This is a genomic window from Lapidilactobacillus wuchangensis (assembly GCF_003946645.1).
Taxonomy (GTDB): Bacteria; Bacillota; Bacilli; order Lactobacillales; family Lactobacillaceae; genus Lapidilactobacillus; species Lapidilactobacillus wuchangensis.
On sequence record NZ_RHOU01000015.1, the window covers coordinates 1 to 15,959 of the forward strand.

15 protein-coding genes are annotated in these 15,959 nt (G+C 42.8%); 13 read left to right on the forward strand and 2 right to left on the reverse strand.

Annotated elements, in window-relative coordinates:
• Positions 1–721: 721 nt before the first annotated feature.
• Positions 722–2,059 (reverse strand): FAD-dependent oxidoreductase, encoded by a 1,338-nt coding sequence (locus tag EKM82_RS09885; RefSeq protein ID WP_125768757.1) that lies wholly within the window; start codon positions 2,057–2,059, stop codon positions 722–724.
• 1,034 nt (positions 2,060–3,093) lie between these two features.
• Here EKM82_RS09885 and EKM82_RS09890 point away from each other — a divergent pair.
• The 5 genes from EKM82_RS09890 (at position 3,094) to EKM82_RS09905 (ending at position 6,126) form a co-directional block, all read left to right on the forward strand.
• Positions 3,094–3,798, forward strand: a complete 705-nt coding sequence (locus EKM82_RS09890; protein ID WP_125768761.1) for an MgtC/SapB family protein — start codon at positions 3,094–3,096, stop codon at positions 3,796–3,798.
• Positions 3,799–3,820: 22 nt separating this feature from the next.
• Positions 3,821–4,357: a DNA-3-methyladenine glycosylase I gene (locus EKM82_RS09895; RefSeq protein ID WP_404802903.1), complete on the forward strand. Its 537-nt coding sequence runs from the start codon at positions 3,821–3,823 to the stop codon at positions 4,355–4,357.
• Between the two features lie 19 nt (positions 4,358–4,376).
• On the forward strand, positions 4,377–5,081 hold the full coding sequence (locus tag EKM82_RS09900; RefSeq protein WP_125768767.1) for an NAD(P)H-dependent oxidoreductase: 705 nt from the start codon (positions 4,377–4,379) through the stop codon (positions 5,079–5,081).
• Entirely contained in the window at positions 5,081–5,257 is a 177-nt protein-coding gene (locus EKM82_RS11630; RefSeq protein ID WP_164508230.1) for a hypothetical protein, read from the forward strand. Before EKM82_RS09900 ends, EKM82_RS11630 begins: the two co-directional genes overlap by 1 nt.
• Before the next feature lie 101 nt (positions 5,258–5,358).
• A complete protein-coding gene (locus tag EKM82_RS09905) occupies positions 5,359–6,126 on the forward strand; it encodes a MerR family transcriptional regulator (protein ID WP_125768770.1) in 768 nt (255 codons plus the stop codon).
• Here EKM82_RS09905 and EKM82_RS11635 read toward each other — a convergent pair.
• The gene (locus EKM82_RS11635; RefSeq protein ID WP_164508231.1) at positions 6,123–6,344 is read right to left on the reverse strand and encodes a hypothetical protein; all 222 of its coding nucleotides are present in this window, start codon (positions 6,342–6,344) and stop codon (positions 6,123–6,125) included. The two genes, EKM82_RS09905 and EKM82_RS11635, sit on opposite strands and share 4 nt — an antisense overlap.
• Before the next feature lie 572 nt (positions 6,345–6,916).
• On the opposite strand from EKM82_RS11635, the gene EKM82_RS09910 reads away from it, so the two are divergent.
• From EKM82_RS09910 to EKM82_RS09940, 8 genes are all read left to right on the forward strand, one after another.
• Positions 6,917–7,240 (forward strand): DUF898 domain-containing protein, encoded by a 324-nt coding sequence (locus tag EKM82_RS09910; RefSeq protein ID WP_225419718.1) that lies wholly within the window; start codon positions 6,917–6,919, stop codon positions 7,238–7,240.
• 15 nt (positions 7,241–7,255) lie between these two features.
• Entirely contained in the window at positions 7,256–8,407 is a 1,152-nt protein-coding gene (locus EKM82_RS09915) for a YdcF family protein (protein WP_125768775.1), read from the forward strand.
• An 892-nt stretch (positions 8,408–9,299) separates the two neighbouring features.
• A complete protein-coding gene (locus tag EKM82_RS09920) occupies positions 9,300–10,802 on the forward strand; it encodes an ABC transporter permease (protein WP_125768778.1) in 1,503 nt (500 codons plus the stop codon).
• 454 nt (positions 10,803–11,256) lie between these two features.
• Positions 11,257–11,397, forward strand: coding sequence for a hypothetical protein (locus EKM82_RS11640; RefSeq protein WP_164508232.1), 141 nt, complete (start codon positions 11,257–11,259; stop codon positions 11,395–11,397).
• A 75-nt stretch (positions 11,398–11,472) separates the two neighbouring features.
• Positions 11,473–12,132: an ABC transporter ATP-binding protein gene (locus EKM82_RS09925; RefSeq protein ID WP_125768781.1), complete on the forward strand. Its 660-nt coding sequence runs from the start codon at positions 11,473–11,475 to the stop codon at positions 12,130–12,132.
• A gap of 109 nt (positions 12,133–12,241) precedes the next feature.
• Positions 12,242–14,203: a M13 family metallopeptidase gene (locus EKM82_RS09930; RefSeq protein ID WP_125768784.1), complete on the forward strand. Its 1,962-nt coding sequence runs from the start codon at positions 12,242–12,244 to the stop codon at positions 14,201–14,203.
• 1,009 nt (positions 14,204–15,212) lie between these two features.
• Positions 15,213–15,578, forward strand: a complete 366-nt coding sequence (locus EKM82_RS09935; RefSeq protein WP_125768787.1) for a YxeA family protein — start codon at positions 15,213–15,215, stop codon at positions 15,576–15,578.
• Between the two features lie 224 nt (positions 15,579–15,802).
• Positions 15,803–15,958, forward strand: a complete 156-nt coding sequence (locus EKM82_RS09940) for a teichoic acid D-Ala incorporation-associated protein DltX (protein ID WP_125768791.1) — start codon at positions 15,803–15,805, stop codon at positions 15,956–15,958.
• The last annotated feature ends 1 nt before the right edge of the window (position 15,959 follow it).

The window sequence follows — 15,959 nt, forward strand, 5'->3', positions numbered from 1 at the left end:
GGCGCAATTTGAGGGGCGTGGAACGCCATGAGCATTGATTTAAGCTTTTGTTACACAAAATCTTAAATACAAGCCTTATTCTAACCGCTAAAGCGGCAAGAATAATTTCATGGCTGACGCCAATTGCGCCGCCACCACCAGATAAAACTAACAAAACTGATCACCACTATTTGGCCGAACCAGATTGTGGTGTTACAAAAACGGTATGACAATCTCTATTTGATGAATAGATAAGTCACACCGTTTTTTTGCTGTTTAACTATTAGTACTAATTGAAATGAGTTAGTGAATTCTACTGCCACTGTCTTAAGTGCAAATAGAAATAAAGTGCACCACATCAACTTCAGACGGAATGTAGGGATCTTGGCATCAGCCGCCAAATTATTGTTAGTGCTTTAGCACTTACAATAAGACCTGTATTGGAGACTTTGTGTAACAAAGGCTTCAATCAGTGTCGGCCGCGTTCCACGCCAAGCAGCCCGGAATGGAGTCAAAAGCTATTTTGTTCAGCACTATCATCAGAACTTAACAATTTGGTCTGTAATTGGTTCAAATCGATGCCGGCAGCGTTCCACAACCAGCAAGCCCGGAATGCAGTCAGAACCAATTCTGTTTCAACTCCTTTATTGAATTTTGAACTTTAAGACTAAAAAAGAGTCGCACCACAGTTCAAAAAGCTGTGCGTGCGACTCTTGATATTAACTTAGAAAAAATCAAAGACTTATTTAGCTGCTTGAGCTACGGCAGCGCCAGCTAGCGCATTGACATAGTTGACTGGTTGGTCGTAGTTTGGTTGGAAGAACATGTCGACCATTGATAAATCATCAATCGTCATTTTTGTTTGAATCGCTAAGGAAATCACGTTGGCTGATTGCGCGCAGTCATATGAACTGTAGAAAGCGCCACCCTTAACTTCGCGAGTCTTAGGATCCCAAGTCAATTCCATTAGGATTGGTGTAGTTGTCAGCATGAATTCCGGACGATAATCTTGTTCCAAAGTCACGTGTTCAACTTCAACACCACGAGCAGCTGCACCTTCAACTGTTAAGCCGGAGGAAGCAATTGTCATGCCGTAAAGTTCAACGGCTGATGATGCTTGTGTACCAAGATATTTTTCAGTTGGTTTCGCAATGTTCTTACCCACTAAAATACCTTGACGAACGGCATTCGTTGCTAAAGGAATGTAGTCGTCTTTGCCAGTTGGGTTGTATTTAACAACTGATGAATCACCAGCAGCATAAATATCAGGATCACTAGTTTGCATGTATTCGTTGGTAATGATGGCACCATTGCCGATCATGTCAACTTTATCCTTCATCAAACCAGTGTTAGGCCGGAAACCAGCGGCCATAATGGCGATGTCGGCAGTGTAGCTGTCTTTGTCAGTTGTCACGGTAATTTCGTTGTCACCGCTGAACTTAACAACTTTTTCGCCCATGGCTAATTTAACACCGTGATCAGTGTATTCTTTTTCAACTCGGTCAGTAATTGACTTGTCGAAGTTTTTAGCCAAAACACGTGGCAAAGCGTCGATTAAAGTGACTTTTTTGCCAATTAATGATAATTGTTCAGCTAATTCGGCACCAATGTAGCCCGCACCAATAATAATAGCAGAATTGATTTTTGCGGATTCTTCTTTGATTTGGTTAGCATGAGTCCAGTTCTTGCAAAGTTGAACTTTAGGATTGTCGATGCCTTCAATTGGTGGAATCACTGGTGCTGAACCAGTAGTGACCACTAACTTATCATAACTTTCGGTGGATTCTTCCCCAGTTTTTAAATCCTTGACCCGAATAGTTTTAGCATTAGTGTCAACATCAAGTACGTCGTGTTCCATCTTCATTGTTGCGCCTAAGCTGGTTAAAGCTTCAGGACTTGAATAGAACATCTTCTTTGGATCTGAGACGTGACCGCCGACCCAAAGCGCAATCCCACAAGATAAGAAAGACAAATTATTATTCCGTTCGTAAACGGTCACTTGCCAATCTGGATGCTCGGTTAAGATTTGTTGTGTAGCAAAAGTGCCGGCATGAGTACAGCCAATAACGATAACTTTCATGAGGACCCCTCCGATTTTTGTTTTCCAATAATTTTAAATTGAATACAACCTAATTGTAGCGAATTATCCTTTAATGTCAACGCTTACAACTTGTCTAGTGCGACTGCACAAGAGGAAAGTGAAGCGACTCTAAACGAAATTATTGAGCTTGTGAAAAAATCGACGACGACATTTTAGCAATCAATTTTACAACTCTTTTCAAAAATAGGCGCACTGATGATGTTGATTAGACAGAACTGGTTTTGACTCCATTGCGGGCTTGCTGGTTGTGGAACGCTGCCGGCATCGATTGATGCCAATTACGAACCAAATTGTTATCAATCCGAGCCTTTGTCTAACCGCTAAAGCGGCAAGACAAATTTGGCTGCTTCTCGCAAGCTCCTACGCAAATAAAACCCAATTGGCTGACAACCACGCCCTCCATTCCGTTTGGAGTTGTTTTAGAGGTTAAGTCAATTGCAGTGGGACTAGCCATCTTGGTTTGAATTGCAGTATAAAGTAAATAGCTTACTGAAAAGGCTCGCTTGACAGTTCTTGATTTCAGCCAGAGGACTTGTCAAGCGGTGGCATTCTAGTTGATTAGGTAATCTAGGCAGGAACAGAGCAATTAGCGTCAATGGTGAAATTGAGACCGTGACATAAGGCAAATTTTTTTGGGAGCACAATTCCTGCCTTAAAAACTAGCAAAGATAAAGTTCGCAAGCTTAACTTCAGACGGTGTGGAGGGATCTTGGCGTCAGCCGCCAAATTATCCTTGGCGCTTTAGCGCTTAGGATAAGACTTGTATCTGAGACAATTTGTTTTGTAATTGGCTCAGATCAACGTCGGCAGCGTTCCACGCCAAGCAGCCCGGAACAGAGTCAGACGCCATTCTGTTTTGACCACGCATACTTGACGTATTATTTTTACAGAGCAGATGACTGAAGTCGACCTCAAAATTTTCTGAAAAATGTTAAGATAGAAATGAATAAGTACTCGAGTAAAGTGTTCCAGAATTGATCAAAAAGAATCTAGATTATTGAGGCGATTTTTTAATGACATTAAATGTAACTATTTCCGAAATTATTATTCGTTTATTCTCAGCGGTTTTAATCGCGGGGCTGATTGGCTATGATCGTGAACAGAAAAACCATCCTGCGGGGATTCGTACCCATATTTTAGTGTGTGTGGGTGCCTGCGTCATTGCCATGATTCAGCAGCAGATTGGTTTTCAGGCGATTGATTTCGCTAAAGCTTTTCCGAAATATTCCGGCGTGGTTCGCGCCGATGAAGCACGGTTGATTGCCCAAGTGGTGAGTGGGATTGGTTTCTTAGGTGCTGGGACGATTGTTGTCACCCGCCATTCAGTAACTGGTTTGACCACAGCGGCATCCTTGTGGGCAACGGCTGGCTTAGGCTTGGCAGTAGGGATGGGCTATTATCCGATTGCCTTCATTAGCGCGGTTGTTGTTTTATTGGTGCTGGCTTTATTGAAGAAAGTCATCAAAGTCCAACATTATCAACGAGTTGAAGTGAAATACACTCACAAGGCCGAAACGAAAGCCATTATCAAAAAATATTTTGCCGAACATCAAATTCAGGTGCGGCGCTTTAGCTTCAAGGCGTCGGAAGTGAATCATCAGAAAGTTTACACCAATGTTTATTTCATCGAAATTCCTCGGAAAATGGATTACGTTCAAATTGTCGATGATCTTTCTGATGGCGAACATATTCAACAAGTTCGGTTAATTAATTTGTAAATTAGTGTCGTTGGTAAAAGAGGTGAGAACTTTGGCGAAACAGCATGAAACTGGGGTTGAAGAATACGACCGACTATTTGGTCAGGAAACTCACGATAATCGAATCTTATTTGAACTATCGATTGTAGCGGTTTTTCAAGCGGGCTTAGGCTGGAAAACAGCGGCCAGTAAAATTCCGGTTTTTCGGCAAGTCTTTGCTGACTTTGATTATCAGCAAGTCGCCGGGTTTGACGAGCCGGAATTTGAGGCTTTGCTGCAGAATCCCCAGATGATTCGTAATCCGCGTAAAATTCAGGCGATTATTATGAATGCCCGGGCGATTTATCGATTGCAGCCAGAGTTTAAAGATTTTGCTGATTATCTCTGGCATTTCTCAGAGCAACAAACTTGGATGATGGCGGTACCAGCAGGGGCGCCATTAAATCAGCAGTCGAGTTTTGGCACGGTGGTCGCTAAAGATATGAAAAAACGTGGCTTCAAATTTCTCGGTCCAACGACGGTCCAACTATTATTATTAGCCAGTGGCATTATTCAACGTCAAGAAACTGATGAGGCGTGATTTAGAAGGAGTAAACTTGATGCAAACTTTAATTCTTGTAGCGCATCCCGAAATTGATAATTCACCAACCCAACAATTTTTACAGGCCAGTTTGCCGCAGTCGGCTGTTAATGATGACCAGCTCATTTGGCATGATTTAACCGCGGCTTTCGCGAAAAATGGTTGGTCGCGCGAAACCGAGTTAACGCTGTTGGAACAAGCTGATCGGATTATTTGGCAATTTCCATTGTACTGGTATAGTGCGCCCGCAATTCTCAAACAATGGCAAGAGGCGATTTTTACTGGTGAAGTTAGTCAGTATGAATTTCTTGCCGGCAAGGAATTAGGTTTGGTGGTTAGTTTGGGCGAGAAGTTAGCGAGCTATCAAGCTGGCGCCCGCGAGCAATTTACTTTAAGTGAAATTTTGCGGCCTTATCAGGCTTTTGCCCAGAAGTTAGGCTGGCGTTATTTGGCTCCCTTAATGATTGAACAATTTAGTTATTTAACAGACAGCGCCAAGCAGAAATTGTTAGTTGACTATCAGCAATATTTGACTTTAAAACAACCGGCAAGCTTTGCACAACGAGGTCAATGGCTGTTGGCGCAGTTGCAACAAATAGCAAGTGTTGATTCGACAACAAAGTCAACGTTGGCGTTGGCTCAAGAACAATTGGCAGATCAATTGGCTGACTATCAGGATTTACAAACACAATTGCAGGAAATTCGCCGAGGGGAGCATGACTAATGGCCACTGAAGATTGGTTAACGACGACTTTAACTGAATTGGCGCAGCAAAATTCTGCCTATCAATCGCGAGCGCTTTTACAACAGACAGCGGTCTATGCGGCCGAATTGGCGCGGCGAATCGAACAAAGTGAAGGCGAATTAGATGGTCGGATTTGGAATCATGAACAATGGTAATTTTTTAAATTTTTAGCTTGACCCTGACGTTAGGTCAGCCTTTATGCTAGTCATTGTTAGGGAATGATGCCTGACAATATTGTAATCAGGAGGTCAACAGGATGGCTTATCAGACCAGTGAATTGGCGAAATTGGCTGGGGTTAGTCAGCGGACCATTCGCTATTATGAGCAACAAGGTCTGCTACAGGCTCGCCGTGATCCACAAAATAATTATCGTTGGTTTGACCAGCAGCAAGTGGATCGGCTGCAGCAAATTTTGTTTTACCGCGAGTTGGCGTTTCCACTGGCGACGATTAAGCAAATTATGTTGGCGCCTGATTTTGATATTGGCACCTCCCTACGGCAACAGGAACAAAAACTGCGCCAACAACGAGCTCGGTTGGATCAGTTATTAGTTCTGTTGAAACAGACGCAACAAGCACAGGAGGGAAAAATAACCATGTCAGATCAAGCAAAATTTACGGCCTTTAAGCAGCAACAGGTGGCCCAGAATGATCAACTATACGGTGAGGAGTTAGCTGCGAAGTATTCAGATGCGCAGTTACAAGCTGCGAAAAATCATTGGATCGGTCTTAGTCAGGATCAGGTGCAGCAAATGCAAACATTGGAAACAGATTTAGTCCACCAATTACAAAAATTGTTGGTGACCACTGATTTAGAATCGGTCACGGCTAAACAAGCTTTCGCGGATCATCAGCAGTGGCTCCAACTAGCCTGGGGGCCGAGCACCACTTATTCAGCGGCTGCTCATCGGGGTTTAGCAGCAATGTATCAAGTTGATCCGCGCTTTCAGACGCATTACGACCAATTAGCTGGTGCTGGCGCCACTGCGATTTTATGTCAGGTGATTGAGAAGTACGCCCGTTAGTTTCGATTGGCACTAATTGCTGTCAGTTCAAAACCATTAACATCTGGTGTAGGTGTTGAAACGGGACTGGTTCTGACTCCATTCCGGGCTTGCTGGTTGTGGAACGCGGCCGGCATCGATTTGAAACAATTGAAGACCACAATTGTTTCAAATACGAGCCTTTGTCTAACCGCTGAAACGGCAAGACAAATTTGGCGGCTGACAACCATGCCCTCCATTCCGTCTGGAGTTGAGTCTGCGCATTTCATTTTTATTAGCGTTTAAGGCAGTGTTAGCGGAATTCAGAAACTCAATTCAATCGGTAGTAATAGTTGAACAGCAGCAAAAAGAATGGTGTGACAACTCTCTTCTTAGTAGAGATTGTCACACCATTTTTTGTATCACCACAATCTGGTTCGGCCAAATAGTGGTGCTCCATTCTGCAAATTTAATCCAGGCAGGGGCCCAGCGATTGGCGTCAATGGTGAAATTATTCTTGCCGCTTTAGCGGTTAGAATAAGGCTTGTATTTGAGATTGTTGCGTTAGCAATAAGCTCAAATCAACGCCCACCATGTTCCACGCCCGAAAAATCGCTGAGCCCCTGCCGCCCTCAATTAAGGAATGACTAGGAATTTAACAATGCCCATGGCGTTCCACGCCCGAAAAATTGCGCCGCCACCACCTCGCCCAATTGGGGAAGACTTGCTGCTCTGATGTTTTTCAATTTTTCTCGGTCTTTCGATGGTGGTATTGTCTGATGGCTATGATAAAATTAACTAGTACATACAAGTTTAATGGGGGTAGTTGGGTTTGCTAGAGACATATCATGGCCGGACATCATTCTTTGATGGTGGCTTATTACAATTAATTGGTTGGTCGATTCTTGGCGGGTTAGTCACGTTCTGCACTTTGGGGATTTGTTATCCTTGGGCGTTAACAATGATTTATGGTTGGAAAATCAATCATACTGTGATCGAAGGCCATCGCTTACAGTTTTCTGGCAGTGCTGTTGGTTTATTCGGCCAATGGATCAAGTGGTTATTGCTGTCAATTATTACGTTGGGAATCTATAGCTTTTGGGTGCGTATTAAGTTAATGGATTGGAAAGCCAGCCATACCAGTTTTCGTAATTAGTGGAGGAGTTATTTAATGGTCAATTCAGAATTAATTACCCATGATTCACAGCTTGTTTTACGACAAGTTTCGATTTATTGGGGTCTGGCAACAATTTTACTATTGGCATTGTTTCTATTTTTTTGGCTAAAAGAACCGCGACGCTTAGTCAACGGCATTTTATTTACAATTTTCTTTGTGGCTTTTTTAGGAGAACTGGCAGTACTTATTTTCAGTACTGGGAACACACTGTTCATTGTCGTTATGGGGGCAATCTTTGTCTTACTAGTTTTGGCCTTGGCCGCAGTATCATTATTTGCTTGGGCGCTGTTGCTATGGAATGCCTGGGTGGTTTGGCGGCGTGAAAGTCATACCTTAGCCAATATGTTGACATTATTGTTAGGCTTGTTCCTGATTGCGCTCTGGCTGGTCAACTTGTTTATGGCTAGCCACAGTAAATTCCTGCCTGATTGGGTCAACGCCTTGCTGTCCGGCTTACCAATGATTGGGATTTATTTTGGGCTCTGCTCGTTTAACTTTTTAGTCAATTTGATTTTGTACCAATTCGTGCCTAAACGTTATCGGGCCAATTACTTGATTGTTTTAGGCGCCGGCCTGATTAACGGTGACCAGGTTTCACGGTTACTCGGTGCCCGCATCGATCGGGCGATTCGTTTTGCGAATAAACAAGTGGCTAAAGGTCGGCCAGCACCGAAAATTATTTTCTCTGGGGGACAAGGACCAGATGAGAAATTATCTGAGGCCCGGGCGATGGCTGATTATGCGATTACCCACGGTTGGGATCCGGCCTTAGTTGTTCTGGAGGATAAGTCACGTAACACTTTAGAAAATATGAAGTTTTCCAAGGCGATTATTGATGCCGATCAAAGCGTGACGAAGCCTAATGTGCGGTTCTTCAGTAATAATTATCATACGTTCCGTGCTGGGATTTACGCGCGCATGGCCGGTTTGTCTGCTAACGGTGTTGGTGCCGCCACGCGGATGTATTTCTTACCTAACGCGATTATTCGTGAATTCGTGGCCATTTTTTTGATGAATAAGAAGCGGCATCTCATTTGGATTTTAATTATTTTCTTCTTCTGCTCAGTGCTGTTGGCTGGTTTCAGTGTATACAGCAACGGTTGGGGCGTGGCTAGCACGATTCCTTTACCAAAAATCAATTTTTAAGTTTAAGACCAGTTATCATGCTTCGCTACATGATAACTGGTCTTTTTTTGCGCTTCTTCGCAATTAATTCTTATTTTTGTCGATGAAATGACTAATCGCGACCATAATTCAGTCCTTTTTACAGGATAAGCTAGAAATGTTGTTGAAATTGCCTACACAAAGCAGCAACTTGTTGAACCATATTTATGTTTGTTTATTTGAAATTATTTGTTGTTTTTAACTGCTTTTGTGAGTGCTGATTGAAATTACACACAATTTTGTTTAAACGTGTTCGGGTCGACAAATGGCTAGTCCTAATTTAAATAATTGCTCGATCGGTTACACCGCTCAATCAATTATTTGAAATTAGGCTACGCCAAAAAAGCGGCAACCCTCACGCTCTATCTAAACGTGTTCGGGGTTGCAGTTGTCTATGGCTAACTCAAATAATGCTTCGATCTGGTTGCACCAGCTCAAATCATTATTTGAAGTTACGCTACGCCAAAAAACCACCAGCCCATACACTCTACTTAAACGTGTTCAGAGGGATAGCCTGCTATGCCTAATTTAATTATTTGCTCGATCGGCTACACCGCTCAATCAAATAATTGAAATTATGCTACGCAGTCTGACCATCCCTCCTCACACTCTACTTAAACGTGTTCGGGGTTGCAGCTGTCTATGGCTAACTTAAATATTTCAATGATCGGTTACACCGCTCATCAAAATATTTGAAGTTATCCTACGCCAGCTCCCGCAACTCCTCACACTCTGTCTAAACGTGTTCGGAGTTGCAGTCAGCTATGCCTAACTTAATTATTTGCTCGATCGGTTGCACCGCTCAATCAAATAATTGAAGTTACGCTACGCTGCCTCCCGCAACTCCTCACACTCTATCCTAAGGAGGATTTATATGAATTTTTTTAAACGTGCTTGGCTGAATTTGATTGCCAAGAAGGGTCGTTCAATTTTACTCATTTTGGTAACTTCGGCGATTATGTTATTTGTGTTGGCTGGTCTTTTGATCAAGAATGCGGCCAATACGGCGACGGAGCATGCCAAGAAGAATGTTGGCGCGACGTTGACTTTATCGGCCAATCGCGAGGCGGCTTTTAAAAAGATGCGGGCTAGTCAGAGCAGCGACAGTACTGATAGCACATCTGATAGCACTAAAAAAACGATGCCTAAGTTAACCATGGCCTCAGTAAAATTGAGTGATGTGAAGCAGATTGCCCAGCTGGCGAATGTGGCGAGCTATAATGTGACTTCTTCAACGTCAGTTAACGCCAAAAGTTTTGATGCTATTTCGACTAGTTCAACCAGCACTAAGAGTGTCATGCAAGGTGGACCTGGTGGCGATGATAAAGCTAGCACCAGTCAAGGTGATATCACAATTAGTGGTGTGTCTGATACAGCCGCCAGCTTTAGTGATTCCGGTGCAAAAATTACTAAAGGTCGTGGCCTGACTGCCAGCGATGCTAATACTAACAATGTGGTAATCGAGTCGGAGCTGGCTAAGCAAGATAATTTAGCGGTCGGTGATTCAATTACTGTTAAAGCAACTTCAGGTAGTAAAACTTACAAGTTAAAAATCGTTGGTATTTATAAGGCTAGCTCTTCGGCAACAACGGGGATGCAAATGGGGCCCAACGCCAGTGATCCCGCTAATTCGATTTATACTTCCTACACTTTGGCGAACACAATCAAGGGTACGAAGTATAAAAATACAGCTGATTCAGTTACTTTCACAATTAGTGATCCTGCCAAAGTTAGCGCTGTTAAAAAAGCTGGTCAAAAATTGATCAATACTTCTAAGTATTCCTTGTCAGCCAATGATGCCAGCTATCAAAGTATCAAAGCTTCGATGAATAATGTTAAATCTTTTGCCGATAAAATTGTTTGGTTAGTTGCGATTGCTGGTACGGTTATTTTAGCGTTGATCGTCATTTTAATGATTCGTGAACGCCGTTATGAAATCGGCGTGCTGCTGTCATTAGGTGAGGCACGTTGGAAGATCATTGCCCAATTCTTTGTGGAAATGGTCGTGGTGTTATTAATCAGTGTTGGTATTGCCGGTGCCGGCGGTCAGTTCGTTGGTAATAAATTAGGTGCACAGTTAGTGTCACAACAAACGACAACTCAAACCAGCAGTACGCAAAGTCAAGGTGGTCCTGGCGGTCAAATGGGTGGTCAAGCGCCAAGTGGTGATAGCAACGGCGGTGGTGCCCCAAGTGGTAATTTTGGCGGTCGGAATCAAACACCAACTAAAGCTGAAAAAACGAAATTAAATGTTCAGGTAACAGCACAAGATTTAGGTGAGCTTGCTGGTTTAGGTTTGGTAATTGTTCTGATTTCAATTACAGCCGGTTCAGTTGGCATCCTGCGACTACAACCACGAAAAGTTTTGATTGATTAATTGAAGCGTGTTTGGAGTGACAATTGTCGTTTCTTTGAAATATATGCGTAGATTGATTTAAGTCGCTCCTTAGATGGTGACGGCAGGGGCCCAGCAATTTTGAAGGCGTGGAACGCTATAGCCGTCGATTTGAACCAATTACAAACCAAATTGTTTCAAATACGAGGCTTTGACTAGCTGCTAATGCAGCAAGACAAATTTCACAGCTGACGCCAATCGCTGGGCCCCTGCCTAAGCAAACTAACTAAACTGAACACCATTGTTTAGAAAGACAAATTACAATAATTAGTGAAATCCGGATGACAATCCTTTTTGTTCAAACTAACGACAGTCAATCAGGTTATTGTAGTTCCAATATGCGAGTATTTATCAATTAAAGTTTAGTTGATATACCTTACTGCAATTGCCGCAATCACTAGCAAAGATATAGTGCACCACATTAGCTCCAGACGGAATGGAGGGCGTGGTTGCCAGCCGCCAAATTATTGTTAGTGCTTTAGCACTTACAATAAGGCTTGTATTTGAGATTGTTGCGTTAGCAAGAAGCTCAAATCAATGCCGGCAGCGTTCCGCAACCAGCAAGCCCGGAATGTAGTCAGAACCTATTCTGTTTAATCAGCCATATTGTGGCATGCATCACTCTGCACACTCTAAAATTCGGAGGTTTTATATGTTAACTGTTAATAATTTGGGATATTGGTATGATCAACAAGCCAATAGTCTCTTTGAAAATGTAAATTTAAGCTTCGCACCTGGCGAGTCTTATGCAATTGTTGGTCAAAGTGGGACCGGAAAGACAACGTTTCTGTCGTTGATTGCCGGTCTGGATAAACCTAAAGCAGGGACGATTGAGTTAGACGGCAAATCGATTGCTAAAATTGGTTTGACGACTTATCGGCAACGGCATGTGGCAATTGTCTTTCAATCTTATAATCTATTGACGTATATGTCGCCGTTGGAGAATTTAATGACAGCCATGTCGATCACACGTTCCAGCCATCAAGGTGATAAAAAATATGCCCAAAGCATGTTGCGTCAACTGGGGATTACTGATGAGCAAATGACTAAGAACGTTCAAAAGCTTTCTGGCGGGCAACAGCAACGAGTAGCGATTGCCCGAACCATGTGTTGCGATGCTGAAGTGGTGGTCGCCGACGAACCCACTGGTAATCTTGATGAGAAAAATACCGCCGAAGTCGTTCGACTTTTCCAGAAAATTGCCCATGAACAGGGGAAATGTGTGATTATTGTGACCCACGAATCAGAAGTCGCCGCCGCGTGTGATCACGATTATCGCTTGGCTCACCATCTCTTCACAGTTGAACGTTAAAAAATAAATCATCGTTATTATTTTTCTCTCATATTTGTTTAATTAAACGGCAAGTGCTAGAATTGTGCTAATGACTAGTTTTAGTTCGAATGAAGGGAAGTCAGCGTAAATGATGACAACAAAATTACGTGCTGTTCGCGGTGGCGCCGGTGATACCACTGCTGCCGAAAGTGCACGAGTTCAAGACAATTTATATTTATCTGTAAATGGTGAATGGGCGAAGACCGCCGAAATTCCAGCCGATCGTCCGCGCACAGGTGGTTTTTCTGATTTGGATGAAGGCGTCGAGAAACAGATGCTGGCCGATTTTGCTGGCTTTCGCGCTCATCCAGAAACAGTTAAGAATCCTTTATTAAGCGAAGCCGTTAAATTAAACGCCTTAGCTTTAGATTTTAAGAAACGTGATGCTGATGGTGTTAAACCTGCAGCCGCAGCTTTGGCGAAAGTAAAAGCAATTAAAAGTTGGGCTGATTTCAACCAACAATTAAGTGAACTGATTCTCGATGGCATCGTCAAACCATTTACATTAGACGTTCAACCAGACATGAAAAATACGTCAGTCAATTTACTTTATTTAGATGTGCCTGGCTTGATCTTGCCAGACAAAACTTACTACGCCGCTGATAATGAGAACGGCAAACAATTATTGGCTGTTTGGACACAAATGGCCGTGGCAATCTTGCAGAAATTTGCTTATTCAGAAGCTGAGGCGACTAAATTAGTTGATCAAGCCAAGCAATTCGATGCCTTGATCGTGCCATTAGTTAAGAATTCTGAAGAATTAGCTGATTACACCAAGCAATATAATCCATACGCTTTTGCCGACTTTTTGAAATTGGCACCTGAAATTGATTTTGCCACGGCAATTCCAGCAATTTTAGGAGAAACACCGGAAAAAGTTGTGGTTACGCAACCACATTACTTTGAAAACTTAAGCCAATTAGTTACTGCCGCCAACTTCCCACTCTATCAAAGCTGGTTGCTGGTTAACGAGATTTTAGGCACCACTGGTTTCTTAACCGAAGAATTGCGGCAACTTGGCGGTACTTACGGCCGGGCGATTGGCGGTCAGAAGGAAGCACCAACTCAAGAAAAGCATGCTTATCGTTTGGCTAATGGCTATTTCGATGACGTGGTTGGCCAATATTATGGCGAGAACTACTTCGGCGATGCTGCTCGTCAAGACGTTGCTAAAATGGTGAAGACCATGATCAATGTTTATAAGAATCGTCTCACTAAAAACAATTGGTTGTCTCAAGCAACCAAGGACAAGGCCATTCTTAAATTAAACATGATTGAAATCAAGGTTGGTTATCCTGACAAATTACCTGATGTTTACCAACAATTAAAAGTGACCCCAGCTGCAGATGGCGGCGATTTATTAAATAACTTGTTAGCCTTAGACAAAATTTTACGTTTGAATAACTTTGCTAAAGTTAAAAAGCCCGTTGATCGTAGTCGCTGGGCAATGCCTGGTAATTTGGTCAACGCTTGTTACGACCCAAGTTTCAATGACATCACTTTCCCAGCCGCAATTTTGCAAGCCCCATTCTATAGCTTGCAACAATCAAGTTCACAGAATTATGGTGGCATTGGTGCCGTCATCGCTCATGAAATTTCTCATGCTTTTGACAACAATGGAGCCAAATTCGATGAAAAAGGGAACATGACCAATTGGTGGACCAAGGCTGATTACGCGGCCTTTGAACAACGGACGCAAGCCATGATCAAAGAATTTGACGGCATTCCTTATGCTGGGTCCAAAGTTAATGGCAAGTTGGTTATTAGTGAAAATGTCGCCGATGGTGGTGGCTTGAGCTGTGCCTTGTCGGCTGCCAAAGAAGAAACTGACCTTGATTTGCGAGCCTTCTTTATTAATTGGGCCATGGTTTGGCGTTTAAAGGCTACTAAAGCCTTCAATCAATTACTCTTGTCAATCGATGTTCACGCACCAGGTCCACTGCGGGCAAACGTGCAAGCACAAAACATGAATGAATTTTACCAAGCCTTCAATGTGACGGATAAAGATGGCATGTGGTTAGCACCTGAAGATCGGGTTAACATCTGGTAGTTTTAAAACAATAATTAATCAAAAACCGTGTCGCAAGCTTTTTATTAAGAGTAGCGGCACGGTTTTTGTTTGCCCAATTTAAAGTGGTTTTGGGCAAAATGGCGGAAAACTTCGTTACGACCGGCGGGTTGTGGAACGGTGTGGGCATCGATTTGAGCTTATTGCTACGCAACAATCTTAAATGCGAGCCTTATCCTAAGCAATAAATCGCCAAGGATAATTTCACGCCTGACAACCCGGCGGCCTCCACTACGTTTTGAGTTAATTCAGACCACTTTAGATTTGTTTGATAGCAAGGCAGTACTGGTGAAGTTAGTCGTTAATCGCCTAGCAGATTAAATTAGTAAAATTGATTACTAGTGTCTGGTAAAACCAGATTGTGGTAGTGCAAAAAGCGGTATGATAATCTCTATTGAAAAATAGAGTTGTCACACCGTTTTTTGCCGTTTAACTATCATTACTGATTGAATTGAGTTGATGAATCCCACTAGCACTGCCGCAAACACTGACAATAATGAAGTGCACCACCTCAGCTCCAGACGGCGTGGAGGGATCTTGGCGTCAGCCGCCAAATTGTTCTTAGTGGCTGTGCCACTTAGTACAAGACTTGTATCTGAGACAATTTGGTTTGTAATTGGCTCAGATCAATGTCGGCCGCGTTCCACGCCAAGCAGCCCGGAACAGAGTCAGACGCTATTCTGTTTTTGCACTTATGCACACTCGTATTGATGATAATTTGGGCCTTAATTTGCTTAAATCAATGCCGGCCGCGTTCCACAACCAGCAAGCCCGGAATGGAGTCAGAACTAGTTCTGTTTCAACGCCGTCACCTAGTTTTAACGGTTTTGAACTTTTGTTTTTAGTTGCAGTATTGACTGAACTCGGTTTCATAATAACTCCGCATTTTTCAGAAACTTACATTTTTGTAAGATAGATGTTCGCTGGATAAATTGTTGCTCGGCCATTGCCGACCTATAATAGAGTCGTTGAATTAGGAAAGGAGCCTACGATGAAGCGGCTGATATCAGGAATTATTTTGGTTTTAGCAGTGGTCTTAACTGGCTGGTTCTTTACCCGCCAGTTTTCAGAAAGTGATCGCATTTTTTACACACAAATAACAACTTCTGGCCAGCAGCAACGGATTCAAGCAGCTAGAAGCTCGACAGGGACACCATATATTTATCATCAAGTTGGTTACGATGCTGCGGGCAAACAAAAGTTTCTGAAGCTTTACAGCCATGAAAATAAGCCGCTTCAGCGTAACTCTTACTTAAAAATTCATTGGCAGCATGGGAAAATCCAATCCTGGCAGTCAATCGCACGTTGGCAAGTGCCAGCTAAGGCACTTACTCAATTACAATTGGTTCAAGAATGAGAATGGCAGTCATTTAAACATGTCTAGGCTGATCTAGCCGGTTTAATGAGGGGGCAAAATTCTTGACTTCAAATCGTAATTTTGTAAGATAAAGTCAACCAAGGTTGAGAAAAATAGCACATGTCTAGACAGCGCCAGACAGGGCTTTCAACCGATATTAACATTCAACTAGCTCATCTGGGGGGATGACAAAAGTTGAATGATTACTTGAAGGGGGTATTTTGATGACAAACGGCAAGCAAGAGAAGCAGCAAAAGAAGAACCAAGTTGGCCGCTTTATTCTCAGAACATTATTCTATTTTGCAATTATCTTTATTTTGATTTACTTGTATGAATATAGTGGCGTTAATGGCGGTCACTTTATCTATAACGAGTTTTAGG